The organism is Murinocardiopsis flavida, from assembly GCF_003014485.1.
Taxonomy (GTDB): domain Bacteria; phylum Actinomycetota; class Actinomycetes; order Streptosporangiales; family Streptosporangiaceae; genus Murinocardiopsis; species Murinocardiopsis flavida.
Genome location: NZ_PYGA01000020.1, coordinates 39,549 through 55,887, shown reverse-complemented (window position 1 = coordinate 55,887; position 16,339 = coordinate 39,549). Strand labels below are relative to the sequence as shown.

At 67.2% G+C, this 16,339-nt stretch carries 17 protein-coding genes; 15 read left to right on the top strand and 2 right to left on the bottom strand.

Annotated features, from left to right (window positions below; genetic code table 11):
- Positions 1 to 254 precede the first annotated feature (254 nt).
- From CLV63_RS24630 to CLV63_RS24560, 15 genes are all read left to right on the top strand, one after another.
- Positions 255 to 1,373, top strand: coding sequence for a hypothetical protein (locus CLV63_RS24630; protein WP_245929040.1), 1,119 nt, complete (start codon positions 255 to 257; stop codon positions 1,371 to 1,373).
- A 51-nt stretch (positions 1,374 to 1,424) separates the two neighbouring features.
- Complete coding sequence (gene cpaB / locus CLV63_RS24625) at positions 1,425 to 2,180, top strand: Flp pilus assembly protein CpaB (RefSeq protein WP_211301452.1); 756 nt, start codon at positions 1,425 to 1,427, stop codon at positions 2,178 to 2,180.
- On the top strand, positions 2,177 to 3,394 hold the full coding sequence (locus tag CLV63_RS24620) for an AAA family ATPase (protein ID WP_106585583.1): 1,218 nt from the start codon (positions 2,177 to 2,179) through the stop codon (positions 3,392 to 3,394). The genes cpaB and CLV63_RS24620 overlap by 4 nt, the downstream gene beginning before the upstream one ends.
- Positions 3,391 to 3,792 (top strand): TadE/TadG family type IV pilus assembly protein, encoded by a 402-nt coding sequence (locus CLV63_RS24615; RefSeq protein WP_106585582.1) that lies wholly within the window; start codon positions 3,391 to 3,393, stop codon positions 3,790 to 3,792. The genes CLV63_RS24620 and CLV63_RS24615 overlap by 4 nt, the downstream gene beginning before the upstream one ends.
- A gap of 46 nt (positions 3,793 to 3,838) precedes the next feature.
- Entirely contained in the window at positions 3,839 to 4,210 is a 372-nt protein-coding gene (locus tag CLV63_RS24610) for a pilus assembly protein TadE (protein ID WP_106585581.1), read from the top strand.
- 51 nt (positions 4,211 to 4,261) lie between these two features.
- Positions 4,262 to 5,599: a CpaF family protein gene (locus tag CLV63_RS24605; protein WP_106585580.1), complete on the top strand. Its 1,338-nt coding sequence runs from the start codon at positions 4,262 to 4,264 to the stop codon at positions 5,597 to 5,599.
- 55 nt (positions 5,600 to 5,654) lie between these two features.
- On the top strand, positions 5,655 to 6,584 hold the full coding sequence (locus CLV63_RS24600) for a type II secretion system F family protein (protein WP_106585579.1): 930 nt from the start codon (positions 5,655 to 5,657) through the stop codon (positions 6,582 to 6,584).
- Positions 6,585 to 6,593: 9 nt separating this feature from the next.
- On the top strand, positions 6,594 to 7,508 hold the full coding sequence (locus CLV63_RS24595; RefSeq protein ID WP_106585578.1) for a type II secretion system F family protein: 915 nt from the start codon (positions 6,594 to 6,596) through the stop codon (positions 7,506 to 7,508).
- A 44-nt stretch (positions 7,509 to 7,552) separates the two neighbouring features.
- Entirely contained in the window at positions 7,553 to 8,764 is a 1,212-nt protein-coding gene (locus CLV63_RS24590; protein WP_106585577.1) for a sensor histidine kinase, read from the top strand.
- Positions 8,761 to 9,444 (top strand): LuxR C-terminal-related transcriptional regulator, encoded by a 684-nt coding sequence (locus CLV63_RS24585; RefSeq protein WP_106585576.1) that lies wholly within the window; start codon positions 8,761 to 8,763, stop codon positions 9,442 to 9,444. Before CLV63_RS24590 ends, CLV63_RS24585 begins: the two co-directional genes overlap by 4 nt.
- Positions 9,445 to 9,612: 168 nt before the next feature.
- Positions 9,613 to 9,852, top strand: a complete 240-nt coding sequence (locus CLV63_RS24580) for a hypothetical protein (protein WP_106585575.1) — start codon at positions 9,613 to 9,615, stop codon at positions 9,850 to 9,852.
- Between the two features lie 97 nt (positions 9,853 to 9,949).
- A complete protein-coding gene (locus tag CLV63_RS24575) occupies positions 9,950 to 11,044 on the top strand; it encodes a pilus assembly protein TadG-related protein (protein ID WP_106585574.1) in 1,095 nt (364 codons plus the stop codon).
- Between the two features lie 77 nt (positions 11,045 to 11,121).
- Positions 11,122 to 12,189, top strand: coding sequence for an OmpA family protein (locus tag CLV63_RS34695; protein WP_245929031.1), 1,068 nt, complete (start codon positions 11,122 to 11,124; stop codon positions 12,187 to 12,189).
- Between the two features lie 28 nt (positions 12,190 to 12,217).
- Positions 12,218 to 12,766: a glycosyl hydrolase 43 family protein gene (locus CLV63_RS33285; RefSeq protein WP_146165653.1), complete on the top strand. Its 549-nt coding sequence runs from the start codon at positions 12,218 to 12,220 to the stop codon at positions 12,764 to 12,766.
- Between the two features lie 37 nt (positions 12,767 to 12,803).
- Positions 12,804 to 13,418 (top strand): aggregation-promoting factor C-terminal-like domain-containing protein, encoded by a 615-nt coding sequence (locus CLV63_RS24560; RefSeq protein WP_146165652.1) that lies wholly within the window; start codon positions 12,804 to 12,806, stop codon positions 13,416 to 13,418.
- 207 nt (positions 13,419 to 13,625) lie between these two features.
- On the opposite strand, the gene CLV63_RS24555 is transcribed toward CLV63_RS24560, so the two are convergent.
- Both CLV63_RS24555 and CLV63_RS24550 read right to left on the bottom strand, forming a co-directional pair.
- Positions 13,626 to 15,908: a fused MFS/spermidine synthase gene (locus CLV63_RS24555; protein WP_106585571.1), complete on the bottom strand. Its 2,283-nt coding sequence runs from the start codon at positions 15,906 to 15,908 to the stop codon at positions 13,626 to 13,628.
- Positions 15,909 to 16,015: 107 nt separating this feature from the next.
- On the bottom strand, positions 16,016 to 16,336 hold the full coding sequence (locus CLV63_RS24550) for a hypothetical protein (protein ID WP_106585570.1): 321 nt from the start codon (positions 16,334 to 16,336) through the stop codon (positions 16,016 to 16,018).
- Positions 16,337 to 16,339 lie beyond the last annotated feature (3 nt).

Here is a 16,339-nt window from a genome sequence, read left to right as displayed (position 1 = left end):
CCCGGCCGACTGTCCGCATTCGGCCAGGATTAGCGCATTCGGTAACATTTAGGACTGAATACGGCTCCAATTAACGACGACTTGGTGACACAGCGTGGAAGTCAGTGTCACGGTTGTCCACAGGACTGCTTCAGGCATATCCACGTTCCCGGTGAATGGTTACGATACGCCTGCAACACGCCGCGTAGTGCCCCTTCGCAGGTGATCCAGACATCCGACGCGTCGAAGCGCCTACCCCCGGAGGAGCTCGCCCAGTGCCCAAAGCCCGCCCACGTTCCGTGAGCGTCGTCGCGCTGCTCGCAGACGTCCCGAGTACGGGACAACTCGGCGAGGCCCAGGCGCAGCGCTTCCCACTCGAAGGAGAAGACCTCGCCGCACAAGGCGAGGCCTTCCTCGAGTTCGCGCGCTACCACGTCGACGCCGGGCGCAAGGTCGTCGCGCTGTACCCCAGCTGGCACTCCGAGCGCGCCGTCCGCGCCATCAGGTTCGCCCGCGGCGCGCTCCAGAGCGACAGCGTCGCCGCCGTCGCCATGGACTTCTCACCGCTCGCCATGTCGCTCGCCGCCGACCAGCTCGCCTATCTGGCCCCCTACCTCCCGTCGGGGCTGGTCGCGGCGCTGCCGGCGGTGCTGCCCGAGCACATGCTCGCCGGCGGGTGGCTGAAGAGCGTCACGAACCTCGCGACCATCCCCATCTCGGTCCGCCAGCACCTGGGGTCCTACGCCCCCGGGAGCACCTTCCTCGCGTTCAGCGCCCCCACCAAGCGGGTCGGCCGGGTCCGCAAGGGCAGCGCCGCGGCCAACATCTCCGCGCGGCCGGTCGAACCGATCCAGATGCTCATCGCCCGCCCCGAGGGCCACGACATCGACGCCTTCAACAACCAGTTCACCCCCGCGGTGCGCCCGGTGTCGATCAGCGCCCTGCCCGAGCAGCCGCTCGGCGCCAAGTACTGGGGCAGCAAGAAGTACATCGAGTTCGTCGCGTTCAGCGCCCACCCGCAGGCGCTCACCCAGACCGTCCGCGCGATCCGCCCCACCGCCTGCGTCTGGTGCCGCGAACCCGTCGCCGGACTCCACTGCCCCTTCTGCCGGGCCGCCAACCACCCGCCGGTCGGCAGGCCCCCGACACGCGGCGCCGACGTCCCCCCGCCGCCCGCACGCAACACCGGTGAGCACGTCCGCCCCGCCTGGGTCGGCAACGACCCCGGCGCGGCCCGCCCGAGCGCGGCCGGACCCCCACCCGGCGCCGCACCCCCGCAGCAACCCCCTCAGCAACCATCGCCTCACGCGGAACCCGCCCCCCCTGGTCCCGCGTCCTATCCGCAGACCGCTCCTGCCCCCGGGCACGGGCGGCATCACCAACCGCCCCGGTGAGGACGGCTCCCCCGGTCCCCTCGCCAGCCCCCCGACAAGGAACGGAAGCTCATGAACCCCCGTCAGCGACGTGGCATCCTGCTCATGATCGTCGCCGGCATCGGCGCCATCGCGGTGTTCTTCACCGTGGTGAGCTACGTGAACACCCTGAATCGGGAGTTGGGCACGTACAAGACCGTCCTGAGGCTCACTCAGGAGGTCCCGGCCTACCAGCCGGTCACCGACGACATGGTCGAGAAGACGCAGGTCCCCGCCAAGTTCTACTCCAACAACTTCCTCGGCGACCTCGACGACGCCCTGAAGCAGCCGGGCAGCGTCCCCGTCTCGTCCACGAAGCTTCCCAAGGGCTCCTACCTGCAAAAGGGCATGGTCATCGCGGCGCCCAAGCTCGAAGCCGGTGAGCGCGAGGTCGCGGTCATGGTCGATGCCGAGACCGGCGTCGCCGGCAAGGTCAGCCCCGGGTCCCGGGTCGACGTCTACGCCACCATGGGCGGCGACCAGGAGGCCGGTGCCGCCAAGCAGTGCGCACTGCGCGCCCTGACCGACGTCCAGGTCCTGGAGGTCGGCGTGGTCCGCTCCTCGCAGGACGCCGAAGGCGCATCAGCGGGCAGCGTCCCGGTCACCTTCCGGCTCGACTCCGACCAGACCCTCCTCCTCACCCAGGTCGAGGCGTTCTCCGAGACCGTGCGGCTGGGCCTGGTGAGCCCCGAAGGCTCCGGCGACCCCGGCGCCATCCAGTTCTGCAACAAGGACATCCAGGACCTCGCGAAGAAGGACAGGCAGCAGGCCCCGGGCGGTGGCCAGTGACCTACCAGGTGATGCTCGGCGCCCCCAACGCCGAACTGGAGTCGACCCTCACCACCCGGTTCGACGAGTTGCAGGAGACCGACCTCGTCAGCGTGCACCGCTCCTCGCGCGAGATCATCGAGACCGTCTCCAAGCTGCCCAACCTCGACGTCGTCCTGATCCACAACGAACTCGGCCCGCTGCCGGTGCTCGACCTCATCCGCGAGCTGTCCCGCACCCACCCCCAGCTCGCCGTCATCCTGATCGTCGACGACATCCAGTCCGAGACCTTCACCCAGGCCATGGAGGCCGGCGCCCGCGGCGTCCTGTCCACGAACGCCACGCTCGAGGAACTCGACGCCCGCATCACCACGGCCGCCGACTGGTCGCGCACCCTCCGGCGGCACCTGGAGGCCGCCTCGCTCGACGTCCCGGTGTCGGGCGGGCGCGGCTCCATCCTCGCCATCACCGGGGGCAAGGGCGGGGTGGGCACCACCACGACGGCCGTGCAACTCGCCATGCTCTCCGCGAAGGCCGGCCGCGTCGTCTGCCTGGTCGACCTCGACCTCCAGACCGGCGACATCCCCAGCTACCTCGACCTGAGCCATCGGCGCAGCATCGCCGACCTCGTCGAGGCCGCCGACGACATCAGCGCGGCGATGCTCGCCGACACCCTCTACGTCCACCCCGACGGCCCCCACGTCCTGCTCGCCCCGAGCGAGGGCGAACGCGGCGAGGACGTCACGGCGCGGGCCGCGCGCCAGGTCCTCGGCGCGCTGCGCTCCCGCTACGAGGTCGTCATCGTCGACTGCGGCTCGGCCATGACCGAGGCCAGCGCCATGGCGGTCGAACTCGCCGACACCGCACTGGTCCTCCTCACCCCGGACCTCCCGTCGATCCGCGGCGGCCAGCGCCTCATCCACATGTGGGACCGCCTCCAGGTGCGCAACAAGAAGGAGGTCATGGGTCTCCTCACCCGGCACAGCCGCAAGAACGAGATCCAGCCCGACTTCGCCCGCAAGCTCCTGGGCACCGGCATGCTCAAGCACTCGCTGCCCGCGAACTTCCGCGCGCTGGAGGAGGCCGGCAACACCGGCGACCCCCTGAAACTCACCGACGACGCGTTCCGCAAGGCGTTCCGCCAGGTGGCCGACGAACTCGGGCTGTTCATCGACCCCAAGGCGCAAGAGAACGGCGGCAAGGCCGCGAAGAAGAAGCCGGAGCCCGCGCCATGACCGGACGGCTGAAACGGCGCCGGGACGACCACGGGGTCGCCCTGGTCGAACTGGCGGCGTTGACGCCGTTCATCCTCTTCTTCGCGCTCCTCGTGTGGCAGGTCATCATGATCGGCCTGACCTCCATGTACGCCAGCCACGCCGCGGCGGAGGGCGCCCGCCAGGCCGCGGTGACCCCCTACGACGCCGAGAAGATCGAGGAGCGGGCGAAGAAGCGCATCTCCGCCCCGTGGAACCACGACGACGCGTTCAGCATCGACTCCGAGGATCGCAACCTCAACACCTACATCCAGGTCGAGATCAAGATCCCGATCGTGCTGCCCGGCTTCAACAGCAGCTGGGACATCGGCGCCGAGACCAAGGTCGTCCTCGAGGACACCGTCGAGCCCATCCCATGAGCCGCCCACGCACGCCCTGCGGAGCCGCTCCGAACGAGGGGGCCTCATGATCACCCGAATCCACCGCGCCGCCCGGCGCGGCGACCGCGGCGCGCAGATCATCGAGTTCGCCGCGTTCTTCCCGTTCCTGCTCGCCGCGATCGTCCTGGCGATGGAGGTGTACTTCTCGTTCACCGCCATCGAGCGCATCGAGGCCGCGGCGCGCGCCGGTGCCCGGGTCGCCGGCCCGCAGGGGCTCGGTTCGGCCCAGGCGACCGCGCGGGCGTCCCTGCCGAGCTGGCTCGACCACGCCGAGGTCCGCAGCGGATACACCGGCAACGGCGTCTACACGCAGGTGAGCGTCGACACCCCCATCATGTGGCAGAGCGCGCCCTTCGACATCACACTGACCCGCAGGGTGGAGATGCCGGTGCTGTAGCCGAACGCTCCTCACCGCACCTTTCCGCCCAGTAGTGACACAAAGGACGTCATGGGACTCAAGAACCGTCTCGCCGAAGACCGCCAGGTCGAGGTCCAGGCCGACCGGGGCAGCATCGCGCACTGGCGGCAGCGGCTTCTCGACGAGATCAACCTCGACGACCTGGCCCTCCTCAGCCTGACCCAGCGCCGGATCCGGCTGGAGAAGGTCGTCGGGCACATCCTGTCGCGCGAGGGCCCCGTGCTCTCCGACAAGGAGCGCGGCAACCTCATCCGCCGTGTCGTCGACGAGGCGCTGGGCCTCGGCGTGCTGGAGCCGCTGCTCGCCGACGAGAACGTCACAGAGATCATGGTCAACGGCCCCGACGACGTCTTCATCGAACGCCGCGGCCGGGTCCAGCGCATCGAGACCACGTTCGCCAACGAAGAGCAGTTGATGCAGACCATCGACCGCATCGTCTCGCAGGTGAACCGCCGCGTCGACGAGTCGAGCCCCATGGTCGACGCCCGCCTCCCCACCGGCGAACGCGTCAACGTCATCATCCCGCCGCTGTCGCTCCAGGGCCCCATCCTCACGATCCGGCGCTTCCCCAAGCCGTTCAGCATCGAGAAGCTCGTGTCCATGGGCAGCCTCGACACCGCCACCGGCATCCTGCTGGCTTCACTGGTGCGCGCGCGCTTCAACTGCATCGTCGCGGGCGGTACCGGTACCGGTAAGACCACGTTCCTCAACGCACTGTCCGCGTTCGTTCCGGGCTACGAGCGCATCGTCACCATCGAGGACTCCGCCGAGCTCCAACTCCAGCAGGAGCACGTCATCCGGTTGGAGTCCCGGCCGCCGAACATCGAGGGCGCCGGCGCCATCACCATCCGCGACCTCGTGCGCAACTCCCTGCGTATGCGCCCCGACCGCATCATCGTCGGTGAGGTCCGCGGCGGCGAGACCCTCGACATGTTGCAGGCCATGAACACCGGCCACGACGGCTCACTGGTCACCGTGCACGCCAACTCGGCCGACGACGCGATCTACCGCTTGCAGACCCTCGCGTCGATGAGCGAGGTCAAGATCCCCTTCGAGGCGATCCGCGACCAGATCAACAACGCCGTCGACGTCATCGTGCACCTCGACCGCGCGGCCGACGGCGTCCGCCGTGTCGGCGAGGTCGCGGTCGTGGCCTCGACCCGGCGCGAGGAATTCCGGTTGCAGAGCGTCATGGACTTCAAGTCCAGTCCGCTCACCGCCGAACGCAAGTCCGCCGGCACATTCGTGCACAATCCGCTGCCGCGGCACGTCGCCGAGCGGATCTTCAACGCCGGTGAGACCGTCCCCTCCGTCTTCGGCGTCATCGACGACGACGACACCACCTTCGTTCGGGGTGTGGACGCATGACCCCTCCGTCGCGCCTCCTCCCCCGTCCCCGCCTCGTCCGCCACGGAGCCACCCCGTGAACTACCCCCAGATCATCCTGCTGGCCACCGCCGTCACCCTCGTCCTCGTGGTGCTGGCGGTACGCGAGGTCGCCGCCGGATCCCAGCAGAACCGGGCCCTCGCCTCGCGCAGCGCCATGCTCGAAGTCGAGCGCCGGTCCGCCTCACCGATGGCGCGCCTCGACCTCTACCTCAAGAAGACCGAGATCGGGCGCAAGATCGAGAAGCGCATCATCCGGGCAGGCGTCCGGATCAAGGTCTCCACCTTCCTCCTTCTCATGTCGGTCGTGTCGGTATTCAGCGTCATCTTCGTCTGGAGGACGCTCGCACCGATCTTCGGGGTCCTCTCGATCGTCCTTGTGGGCTACATCTTCCTCGCCTACCTGAAGCGGCAGGAGGAGCGCCGCAAGGAGGAGTTCATCGCGCAACTGCCCGAGGTAGCCCGGGTGCTGTCGAACGCCACGTCCGCCGGGCTGGCGCTGCCCACCGCCGTCGACATGGCTTCCGAAGAGCTGGACGAGCCCGCCGGAGCAGAGCTCCGCCGGGTGGCGCAGTCGCTCAAGGTCGGCCAGTCGTTCGACTCCGCAATGGCGGAACTGCGCGACCGGATGCCCTCACGCGAGATCGGCGTCCTGGTCAGCACCCTGCTGGTGGCGTCACGGTCCGGTGGTGCCCTGGTCACTTCGCTGCGCAACATCTCGGGCACGCTCGAAGAGCGCAAGGAGACCCACCGCGAGGTGAAGACCATCATGAGCGAGAGCACATCGACCGCCTGGGCGCTCACCTTCATGAGCGTCGGCTCACTGTTCCTGGTGAACCTGATCAACCCGGGGGTCATCCGCACCATGACCGGCTCGTTCGGCGGACAGATCGTCCTCGCCATCTCCTGCGCCATGATGCTGGCCGGCGTGGTGCTGGTCCGACGCGTCACCACGATCGAGCACTAGGGGCCAGCCATGCCGAACGTCAACCTCGAACTGCCGCAGATCCTGCTCCTCGGGGTCGCCTGCACACTGATCGTGCTCATCGCCGTGTGGGGCTTCCACCTCCTGACGGCGGACAACCAGGTCTCCGCCGAGCTGGAGACCACCACGAAGAAGAAGCCCGAAGAGATCTTCATCCTGCACCGCGTGACCGAGCTCATCGGCCTGCCGTTCAGGGGAACGACGGTCAAGCTGCTCGGCGACGGCATGATGCGCAAGATCCGCGGCAGGATCGACACCGCCGGCCGCCCCGAAGGACTCACCGCCGAACGCTACGCCCAGCGCAAGGCCGGTGAGATCGTCCTCTACGGCGGACTCATGCTGCTGTTCGTGCTCAGCGGGCAGACGTTCTTCGGCATCATCATGCTCCTTGGCGCGGTGCTCACCGATCTCGACCTCTACAGCCGCCGGCAGAAGCGCATGGACCAGATCCAGCGGCAGCTTCCGGACTTCCTCGACGTCCTGGCGGTCACCGTCGGCGCCGGCCTGTCGTTCCGGCAGGCCATCGAGCGTGTCTCGGCATCGATGCCCGGCGTGCTCGCCGAGGAGTTCCGGCTCGTGCTCCAGCAGATGGACCTAGGGACCCCCCGCAAAGAAGCCTTCGAGCAGCTCCGGGTCCGCAACCGCAACGACTCCCTGGGGAAGTTCGTCACGGCGATCCAGCAGGCCGAGGAGCTCGGTGCGCCGTTGTCTCAAGCACTCATGGAGATCAGTCTCGACATGCGCCGCGACGACGCCCAGTACATGCGCCGGCTCGCGCAGAAGATCAACCCCCGGGTCACCCTGGTGTCCACCGCCACGCTCCTCCCCGGGCTGATGCTGCTCCTCGGGGGATCCATGTTCTTCGGTCTCGACATCGACTGGAGCACCATCACGGGCGGAATGTGAGAGTCCTCGTGATCACGAACCACGAACAGGAGGTGCCGAAAACGATGACGACCGCCGCAGCGGCTCAACTGACCGCGACCGTGCGCCTGCTGCTCCAGGTTCGGCTGCTCCTCACCGCGATCGCCCTGCTGCTGCTGCCGCGCGACCGCCTCACGGTGAGCGTGTTCATCACGGTGTGCGCCTTCGCGTTCCTCACCTGGCTGCTGATCCGGTACTGGGAACGCCTCGCACCGCACCTGCAACGGCGCCCTTCGCTGATCGGCGCCGACGCCCTGGTCGCCGCCATCGTCCTCGCGCTCGACGGGCCCACGGGCCCGTTCTTCATGGCGACCGTCCTCACCTCGACACTGACCGGCGTGCTGTTCGGCCGCGTGGGGGTCGCGCTGATGGCGGTCCTGCAAGTGTGCTGCTACTACGCCGCGCTCCTCTCGCAGATCGCGCTGGACGACTTCGCCATGCGATCCGCGACCTTCCAGGTCCTGATCATGCATCCGGCCCTGTACGCCATCGCCGGCTTCGTGGGTCTCCGGCTGCGCACCTTCTTCGACCAGCTGGCATCGGAGCAGGAGGCACGCCAATCCGCCGAGCTCATCGCCGCCGCGGCCGAGGAGCGCACCCGGCTCGCGCGCGACATGCACGACTCCGTCGCCAAGACCCTTCGCGGCGCCGCAATGGCGGCGCAGGCCCTCCCCTTGTGGATCGAGCGCGACCCCGAACGCGCGGCGACGACCGCCCACCAGGTCGCCCAGGCGGCCGAGGTCGCGGCCAAGGAGGCTCGCGACCTCATCGGCGAGCTCCGCAGCGAGGCCTCCGGGCGCCCCATCGCCGACCTCGTGCGGAACGCCTGCGACGAGTGGGCGGCCGAGAGCAGCGTGACACTCGAACTCGAATTGACCAGCGAGCCAACTCCGTTGCTCGCCATCGCCCGGCACGAGATCGTCTCCGTCCTGCGCGAGGCGCTGACCAACGTCGACCGCCACGCGGGTGCCGCCTCGGTCCGCGTGAGCCTCGACACCGCCGACTCCCACGTGTACCTCCGCATCAAGGACGACGGCGACGGATTCGACCCTGGCGATACCCCCACCGGACACTACGGACTGGTCGGGATGCGCGAACGCGCCCGGCACGCCTCAGGCGAGCTCGACGTCACGAGCAGCCCCGGTGCGGGCACCGAGGTCACCGTGCGCCTTCCTCTGTGCTCTCCGCAGGACAACCCCGCTGATTCCCCCACGAGACAAGTTGCTGAGGCCCCATGAATTCCGACCCCATTCGCGCCCTTGCCGTCGACGACAACATCCTCGTCCGCGCCGGACTGGTCTCGCTGCTCGAAGCGACCGGGACCGTCACCGTTGTGGGCGAAGCCGGCAACGGCCGAGAGGCCATCGAGAAGGTAGTCGAGCTCCGGCCCGACGTCACCCTGCTCGACGTCCGGATGCCGCTGCTCGACGGCGTGAGCGCGGTCGAGGAGCTGGTCAAGACCGCGCCGGTGCTCATGCTCACCCATACGGAGGAGCCGGAGATCATCCAGGCGGCCCTGCGCAACGGCGCGTCGGGATACCTCGTGCACGGCGCGTTCACCGCCGACGAGCTCAGCAAGGCCATCCTTGAGGTCGTCGCCGGCCGCGGGAACCCCCTCTCGCCGGTCGCCGTCTCGGCGATGCTGTCCGCGCTGCGCGACCCCGCCACCGCGAGCGACCCCGTTTCGGAAGGGGCCGCACAGGACCACTCGGCGCGACTCGGGCTCTCCCAGCGGGAATGCGAGATCCTCGCACTCATCGCCCAGGGCCTCTCCAATGCCGAAATCGCCAAGGAGCTCTTTCTGGCCGAGAAGACGGTCAAGAATCATGTGAGCCACATTTACGCCAAGCTCAACGTCTCCAGCAGGGCGGCCGCGATCGCCAGTTGGAACGGTGTCTCCAGGTCACAGGTGGGGTAGCCCGATGCCGTCTATTCCGGTGCCGAGCGGTCCCACCCCGCATGGGTCCCAGGTCCCTCGCCCGAATGAGTCCCCAGGCTCTGTTGCCTCCTCCCGTCAGACCGTAGATTTATGGCTATCGGAAGACACCGGGTAGGGAAAACCCCCAGAAATACAGGAGCAGCGAAAATGGCGAACGTCACCGTTTCCACCGAGGACCAGAACACCGGCTTCATCATGAAGACCCGCGACCGCCTTTCCCGCGGCACGCGTGACGCCGGTGCGGGCATCGTCGAATACGCCGCCCTGGTGGTCCTCGCCGCCGCGATCCTCGCCGGCCTCATCGCCAGTGGTGTCACCAAGGACATTCAGACCGCCGTCACCAAGAAGGTCGACTGCCTCATGGCGGCCAACTGCAAGGCGGGTTGATCTAGGCCGGCACGGTAACGGCGACCCAGCCTCGACCCGGCTTACCGGGTCATACCGACTCCGGTTTGATACCAGGTCAGAGATACGGATACGCCTCATGAACTTTCCCTCCCGGGGGAATGCAGCCGATGACGAGGGACAGGCAACCCTGTTCCTCGTCATCGGCTTGATGTTTTCCCTCCTTGCGGTAATGTCCCTGTTCGTTCGACTGGGCAACGCCAATGACTTGCGTTCCCAGGCGCAAACCGCCGCCGACGCCGCGGCACTCGCCGCCGCGGGAAACACGCAGGACCGCATGGCCTATGCGCTCGCCGGCGGCGACGCCATCCATTTCTCCAGTTGGAACGAGAGTTCCGGCGAGGCCGCGGCCGACCGCTATGCAAGGAAGAACCGCGGCGTCGTCACCGACGTTCGTGTCAGCGACAACATGTACGGCTTCTCCGGGAACCACATCCGGGTCGTCGTACGCGGCGCCCAATGCCAGCGGGAGCTCAAGGACGACCGGAGCCGCAATTGGGGCGACACCACCTGCGACGGCACCGAGAAGGAAAAGAAGATCGAGACCTTCTCCGGCGAGGCCGCCGCGGTCGCCCGCGTCGATGCGCCGAACTGCTCGCTCCGCAAGGTCAGCCCTTTCTCGGAAGAGGTCCGGCCGTTCTGTGCCGGGAAGTGGATCTACAACGTCGCCGACGCACGCTCGGTGATCCGGGTCAAGCTGGTCGACAAGGAGGGCAAGTACCTCTTCGACCCGACCGGAGGAGTCACCGGTGATGTGTCGAACCTTGCCGGTGGAAGCATGGGACCGTGCGACGCGCCCGCTGGCGGCGGCAACCTCACGCCGCTGATGTGCGCCACGCACAAGGCCATTCTGAAGAAGTTCCCGCCGCTTATCGCGAAAGGTCCCGGCTGTTACCGGTCCAACGGCGGCATCGCCGGCGGCGGCGAGCACCCGAAGGGCCGCGCATGCGACTACATGGTCAGTAGCGGCATGGCCACCGGAGCCGACAAGGCGCTCGGCGACGCCACCGCCGCCTGGATCCAGCAGAATGCCGACAAACTGGGCATCATGTACATCATCTGGGCGCAGAAGATCTGGAGCCCGCAAAGGGCGAGCGAGGGGTGGCGCTCCATGGAGGACCGCGGGAGCCCGACCCAGAACCACTATGACCACGTGCACGTCTCTGTAAACTAGCCCGGGTCTGTGTCGGCTTCGCATCGAATTCGGTCAGGTCGCCCCGAGTCTCCCCGATCTAAGAGGACCGCAATCCCATGGTTGAACAGCGCAAAGGTAGCCCAGCGTTCTGGCGCAGAGCTTCGCTGGGCGTCCGGGTCGCCGCCCCCGCCGTCGCTCTCGCCACCGTGCTCACCGGCTGTGTCGGTGGTGGCGACGGCGGAGAGGGCGGTGATGACGGCGGAGGCTCCGGCAACGGCGGGGGCAACGGCGGCGGGACCGGGGACGGGGCGAAGCCCATCGCCTCCACCGATGAGACGGTCCTCAAGTTCAGCGCGAAGACCGAGATCATGCAGCTTCAGCGTACGCAGGACGACATGGTCTTCTTGAGCTTCCGGATCACCAACACCGGTGATGAGCCCGGTGAGATCTTCAGTGAACTCGCCACACAGGCCGATACCGATGGTGCCTCACTCAACTCTCCTAGCGGGGTCTCCCTAATCGACCCGCAAGGGATGAAGCACTACCTTCCGCAGTCCTACTCGAACAAGGATTGCTACTGCAAACTTTGGGACAACTACAACATCGAACCCGGCAAATCTCTCGAAACATGGGTTGTCTACCCTGCTCCTCCAAAGAACGTCAAGAAGCTCAGTGTCGACATCCCCACCAGCCCAGCGATCTTCGACGTGCCACTGAGCAGTGGAGGAGAGGTTCCGGAAGACCCGTCCGGGAAACTCGCCAAACCTCGAGTTCTTGATCTCCGCCAGATCGAGGAGGATCTTGAAGACGGCACTGCACGCGACGAGAACAATGACGAGACCAACGTCATGCTCTCGTCGGATGTGCTCTTCGAGTTGAACAAGTCGGACCTGACCAGCAAGGCCGATTCCTCACTCAAGAAAGTTGCCGAGGAAATCGACGAATCGAGCGCAAAGACGGTCAAAGTTGATGGCTATACGGACAACAGCGGAGACGACTCCATCAATCAACCGCTCTCTGAGGACCGAGCTTCCGAGGTCACCAAAAAGCTCAAGGAACTGGTAAAACGAAAAGGCATCGAGTTCAAGCCGGCAGGCCATGGGTCGTCCGACCCGGTTGCTTCGAACGACACCGACGACGGGCGGCAGAAGAATCGGCGCGTCAGTGTCAGGTTCGCGAAGTAGCGCCCGTCGGAGGAGATTGGTAGCCCAAATGAAGCACAAACTCAGCGCCATGCTCGCCCTGGTCGCACTGCTCACGGCCAGCTTGAGCGCATCTGCGAGTGCGGACGGTTCTGCTTCCCAAACTGGCAAGCTGCCCGTCCTTGGCAAGGCAGAGTTCACCGGTGAGATGAGTGCAAACGCAGGAAAGAACGACGCGAAGGCCACTGTGGAGGTCAACTCTCTCAAACGCGCGAAGGACGGTGAACTGACAACGCTTATGTACACCGTACGCAATGAGCATGAGTCCGAAAGCTATCCCTTGACCGCGTGGAGTGCCAGTCCCACATACACGTATGCGCCGATCAAGTCGATGAGTGGAGCGGTTCTCGACACTAACGAAAAGATCCGCTACCACAATCTCACTGACGAGAAGTTCTACTGCTTCTGCTCAAACACAAATGGAACTTCCACTGCCGACGTCATAGAGGCGGGCTCTCATGGTGTCGTCTGGGGATCATTCCTGATTCCCAAGGAGGTGAAGAGCGTCACTGTGCGAGTTCCGGGCTTTAGTGCGATCAAGGATGTTCCAATCAACTAGTCAAACCCCATTCTTGCGTCAATGGAAGGAGCCCTCGATGCCGGCGAGAAAACACCGGCTGCGGGTGTCGCGAACACGTCGCGCCGACCAAGGCAGCGCGATCATCGAGACAGCCGCAGCATTCGTGTTCGTCACCGTTCTCGTTCTAGGCATCGCGGCCACACAACCAGACAACGCGTTTCACGACTACACGCGCAAAGCGGTCTGCCTCGTTGGCGCGGAGAGTTGCAAGGGCAAGAGCTGGGTGGTCCTGGAGGACACCGATCCGCCCATCAAGCGCCCCGTCACCATGGGTAGTGTTCCCGCCGGCAGTGTGAAGAACGAGGCCAACCGGAAACTCGGCCAGAAGCTCGCCGCCGAACGCGGTTGGACCGGTGCGGAATGGGACTGCCTGGACCAACTGTGGCAGCGCGAGAGCGGCTGGGACCACACCGCGATCAACCCCACGTCGCAGGCTGCGGGGATCCCCCAGCTGCTGCCGAGCGCGGGGCACGATGTCCCGCCCGGCTACTACGACGACCCCAGCATCCAGATCCAATGGGGTATGAACTACATCGCCGAGCGCCCCAACTACGGCACCCCGTGCAAGGCATGGGCGTTCTGGCAGAACCCCACCGGCTCGCCGGCGGGAGCCAGCACGCACTGGTACTGAGCACCTTCGGTTTCGAGAGGGCCGACCGGGCACTGAGTGCCCGGTCGGCCCTCTTCTGCTTTCGGTGCCCTCCCGCCGCCCGGCGGAAGGGCACGACCGCGGACGCGGCCAGGCGTGTCAGATCATCCGGGTGGAACGACTGTGGGCGGCGGTAAAGCCCCGCCGCCCACGGCATGACGCCCAGCCGGAACAGGCCCGAGCGCGGATCTACTTGATGACGCGGAAGAGCGATGAGTAGGAGTCGGTCCACACCGGCCCCCCACTGGGCAGTGGGGTCCACTCCCCGCGGTTCGGGCTGTCCGGCTCTTTCAGCTTGGCCAGGTCGCCCTCTTCCGGAGCGAGCGCGATCCATTGCGAGGCGAAGGCGTACGGGTCGACCGGCCCACCGTCGGCGGCCATGTTGTCATCGGACCGGTACAGCCCGTGCAGGCCGGCGGCCTCCGAGGTCGCGCCGACCATCGGCGCGAGTTCCAGCACCCGGTTGCTGACGTGGACGGCGATCACCCCTCCCGGGGCCAGCTTGTCGGCGAACTCCTCGTATGCCTCACGCGTCAACATGTGCGCCGGGATCGCGTCGGAGGTGAACGCGTCAAGGATGATCACGTCGTACGACCCGTCCTCGGTCTCGCCCAGGCGCAGGCGCCCGTCGCCGACGATGGTCCGGACCTCGCCCTTGCTGTCGTCGAGGTAGCTGAACCGCTCCGGGTCCTGGGCGAGCTCGACCATCTCCGGGTCGATCTCGAAGAAGTCGAACTCCTGACCCGGCTGCCCGTACGCGGCGATCACACCGGTTCCGAGTCCCACGACCCCGACCTTCTTGCTTTCGGCGCCGTAAGCCTCGAACACGTCCCCGACGGGACCGCTCTTGGCGTAGTAGGACACCGGGTCCTTGCTCTTCTCCGGGTCCAACGGCTGAAAACCGTGCGTGGTGGTCCCATGCGAGAGGGAGCGGCTGCCGTTGTCCTCGTTGACGGAGTAGCTGCCGAAGAACGACCGGCCGTGCAGGACCGCGGTCTCACTGTCGAGGATCTGGGTTCCGATCAGCAGGGCAGCACCGAACGCGGCGAAGACGGCCGTGAATGCGACGACCTGCCGGATCACCAGGACCAGTGTCACGGCGAACAGCAGCGCGATCAGCACCATGGGCCAGCGGATCTCGAGCAGGTAGACCACCGCTGTGGCGCCGAGGGCCAGCACCAGCGGGATCATCCGCGCCCACGCGCGCTGCGCCGCCCACTGCACGACGCGGGAGGAACCTCCTGCGGTGAGGGCGAGGAGCGCGACGGCGATCAGCGCGAGCGGGTACTCCAGCACCCGGTCGAAGAGCACGGGCGCGATCACGCCGTTGAAGAGGCTGCCGAGCGCACCGCCGAGCGAGACGAGGAGGAAGAACTCGGTGAGGTGGACGGGTGCCGGCCGGTCCTTCGCCAGGAGGCCGTGCGAGGCGAGGGCGACGACCGTGAGCATGACCATCGACAGCGCCATCGCCACCGGCACCGAGGCGATGTCGGGCTGGACGGCGAGCAGCAGCACCGGGATGGACAGGATGAGCGCCGCGTCCACCGTCCCGTTCACCCAGCCGTGCTTGCGGAGCCCGAAACCGATGATGTAGGTGCCGAGGTAGAGCGCGAGCGGCACCACCCACAGCAGCGGCACAGCGGCCACGTCGGTGGACATGTAGGAGGTGGAGCCCTGCATCAGCGACGACGGCAGCGCGGCCAGCGCCAGCCAGCGGCCGCGGCGGCGCCAGGTCAGTGCGGTCGCCGACGGTGTCGGGGCGTCGGCCGGCGCCGCGCCCTCCTCCTCCGGCGCGCCGTCAGCGATGGTTGCGCCGGCGCGCATCCGCCGCCAGGCGAGGACGGCGCAGCAGGCGACGAGCACGACGAAGGCCCCGTACCCGACCGCCCACCACACGGACTGGGTCTCCACGCCGAGGACCGGTTCGATGACGAACGGGTAGCCGACCAGGGCGACCAGGCTGCCGATGTTGCTGGCGGCGTAGAGGAAGTAGGGGTCGCGCGAGCGGGGCAGGCCGAGGGTCGCGTACCACGCCTGCACCAGCGGACCCGTGGTGCTCAGCACGACGAACGGCAGGCCCACCATGACGGTCAGGACGACCAGGAGCCAGCCCGCCACGGAGACCGACTCGTCGGGCGCGGCCCAGGTCGGCAGGGTGATCGGCAGGACCAGCAGGGGGATGAGCACCAGGGCGAGGTGGACGAGGGGCTGTTGGCGTCCGAACAGGCGCGGCGCGAAGTGCGAGTAGGTGTAGCCGATCAGCAGGACGATCTGGAAGAACAGCACCGAGGTCGTCCACACGGCGGGGGCTCCGCCGTAGGGCGGGAGCAGCATCTTCGAGACCATCGGCTGCACCGCGAACAGCAGTAAGGCGCTGATCAGGATCGCGGCGGTGAAGAGCGTGTTCAGTGAGCCGCTCTTCGTGCGGGCGACCTCCGGTGGGGCCGGGGTCAGCTCCTCGGTCGACGTCATTGCGGGGGACTCTCCAAGTGGTGGGACGGGATCAGGGCTGGCTCTGGTGAGAGACGGCGCTCGGCCCTCCCCACCGGTGGGGAGGGCCGTCGAGGGACGAGTCTTCCTCATTCATCGGCGCCGACCAATGCCACGAAGCTGCTTCCGGGGCCCTCCCCCCATGCGCTCTCGGTGTCGAGCACCGAGGCGGGCAGCTCTTCGCCGGTGACCTCGGACCCGGGCCAGGCGGCGGTGTGCAGCGCGGCGCCGGACTCCGCCAGTACCTCCCGGGCGACCCGGCGTGCGAGGCCGGCGGTCTCGTCGGGGTCGAGCGCGAAGTCCGATCCGTTCAGGAGCCAGCGGAGCTCGTAGAGCCCGACGACACCGAAGTCGTCCAGGTGCTCCAGGACCTCCTGCTTGAGCCATTCGGCCGGTGATCTGTCAGTCATCCG

Coding starts and splice junctions, on each gene's coding strand:
- CLV63_RS24585 (WP_106585576.1), top strand. CDS start 8,761: ATGAATTCCGACCCCATTCGCGCCCTTGCCGTCGACGACAACATCCTC.
- CLV63_RS24595 (WP_106585578.1), top strand. CDS start 6,594: ATGCCGAACGTCAACCTCGAACTGCCGCAGATCCTGCTCCTCGGGGTC.
- CLV63_RS24615 (WP_106585582.1), top strand. CDS start 3,391: ATGACCGGACGGCTGAAACGGCGCCGGGACGACCACGGGGTCGCCCTG.
- CLV63_RS24610 (WP_106585581.1), top strand. CDS start 3,839: ATGATCACCCGAATCCACCGCGCCGCCCGGCGCGGCGACCGCGGCGCG.
- cpaB (WP_211301452.1), top strand. CDS start 1,425: ATGAACCCCCGTCAGCGACGTGGCATCCTGCTCATGATCGTCGCCGGC.
- CLV63_RS24550 (WP_106585570.1), bottom strand. CDS start 16,336: ATGACTGACAGATCACCGGCCGAATGGCTCAAGCAGGAGGTCCTGGAG.
- CLV63_RS24555 (WP_106585571.1), bottom strand. CDS start 15,908: ATGACGTCGACCGAGGAGCTGACCCCGGCCCCACCGGAGGTCGCCCGC.
- CLV63_RS24580 (WP_106585575.1), top strand. CDS start 9,613: ATGGCGAACGTCACCGTTTCCACCGAGGACCAGAACACCGGCTTCATC.
- CLV63_RS24590 (WP_106585577.1), top strand. CDS start 7,553: ATGACGACCGCCGCAGCGGCTCAACTGACCGCGACCGTGCGCCTGCTG.
- CLV63_RS34695 (WP_245929031.1), top strand. CDS start 11,122: ATGGTTGAACAGCGCAAAGGTAGCCCAGCGTTCTGGCGCAGAGCTTCG.
- CLV63_RS24575 (WP_106585574.1), top strand. CDS start 9,950: ATGAACTTTCCCTCCCGGGGGAATGCAGCCGATGACGAGGGACAGGCA.
- CLV63_RS33285 (WP_146165653.1), top strand. CDS start 12,218: ATGAAGCACAAACTCAGCGCCATGCTCGCCCTGGTCGCACTGCTCACG.
- CLV63_RS24605 (WP_106585580.1), top strand. CDS start 4,262: ATGGGACTCAAGAACCGTCTCGCCGAAGACCGCCAGGTCGAGGTCCAG.
- CLV63_RS24560 (WP_146165652.1), top strand. CDS start 12,804: ATGCCGGCGAGAAAACACCGGCTGCGGGTGTCGCGAACACGTCGCGCC.